Source organism: uncultured Kluyvera sp. (assembly GCF_902485085.1).
Taxonomy (GTDB): domain Bacteria; phylum Pseudomonadota; class Gammaproteobacteria; order Enterobacterales; family Enterobacteriaceae; genus Kluyvera; species Kluyvera ascorbata.
Genome location: NZ_CABTJS010000157.1, coordinates 1 through 1,200 on the forward strand (window position 1 = coordinate 1; position 1,200 = coordinate 1,200).

Here is a 1,200-nt window from a genome sequence, read left to right on the forward strand (position 1 = left end):
GGAAGTTGCGATTAAGTGGTCCGCAGCTCCCGATATGACGCCCCAAACCGTCCTTTATCGACGTCCTGTGGCTCAATTTTCCAATTTTCAGCCCAAAATCGTCTCTTCGTGGCTGATTTTGGCCCTGTTTCAGGCCAATTTCCTCATTTCAGGTAGATCTCGCCTGTGCCCGTATCAATTGGTCAACTCGAACCAGGTTCGCCAGGGTGAATAACATCGCCAGTTGACTGTCATTTTTAGCCAGCCCCTTGTACCTGGCTTTGACGAAACCAAACTGACATTTTACTATCCGAAATGGATGCTCAACCTTCGCTCGGATACTCGCTTTCAGGTATTCGTAACGGATGGCCAGCTTGTTCTTGCGCGGGTGTTGCTTCAATGCATTCACTTTGCCGGGACGCTTGGCGATAAGCCAGTCTGCGCTGACATCGCTGAGCTCATCGCGCTTTTCGGCCCCCTGATAACCAGCATCGGCTGAGATAAATTCTTCATCGCCATGCAGTAACTTGCCAACCTGATTGAGGTCGTGCTCGTTAGCCGCCGTGGTCACCAGACTGTGGGTCAGGCCACTTTTGGCGTCCACGCCAATGTGCGCTTTCATGCCGAAGTACCACTGGTTACCTTTCTTGGTCTGGTGCATGTCTTCATCACGGCTGTTGTGTTTGTTTTTGGTAGAGCTGGGGGCTTGAATGATGGTGGCATCCACCAAGGTGCCCTGGGTCATTAGAACGCCACACTCTGCTAGCCAGTGATTAACGGTACTGAAGATTTTGCGGGCCAGTTCATGCTGCTCCAGCAAATGCCGGAAATTCATGATGGTAGTGCGGTCTGGAATGGCTTTATCCAGTGACAGGCGAGCAAATTGGCGCATGGAGGCGATTTCATAGAGGGCATCTTCCATGGCCTCATCGCTCAGGTTGTACCATTGCTGCATGCAGTGAATACGCAGCATGGTTTCCAGCGGATAGGGCCTGCGACCATTACCGGCCTTGGGATACACAGGCTCGATAACGCCAAGTAATTTGTCCCAGGGAAGCAAGTCATCCATTCTGCCAAGGAAAACTTCTTTGCGGGTCTGGCGGCGTTTACTGGAAAACTCACTGTCGGCAAAAGTCAGTTGCTGGCTCATCCGGTTACTCATTCTGGGTTCAGGTTACAACACGATGATCTCACATCTCGGACTTATTCGCACCTTCCTTA

General features: G+C 51.4%; 1 protein-coding gene. It reads right to left on the reverse strand.

Annotation, left to right across the window (positions count from 1 at the left end; translation table 11 throughout):
• Positions 1 to 148: 148 nt before the first annotated feature.
• Complete coding sequence (locus RDN66_RS19125) at positions 149 to 1,129, reverse strand: IS5-like element ISEc68 family transposase (RefSeq protein ID WP_000082736.1); 981 nt, start codon at positions 1,127 to 1,129, stop codon at positions 149 to 151.
• Between the last annotated feature and the right edge of the window lie 71 nt (positions 1,130 to 1,200).

Coding starts and splice junctions, on each gene's coding strand:
- RDN66_RS19125 (WP_000082736.1), bottom strand. CDS start 1,129: ATGAGCCAGCAACTGACTTTTGCCGACAGTGAGTTTTCCAGTAAACGC.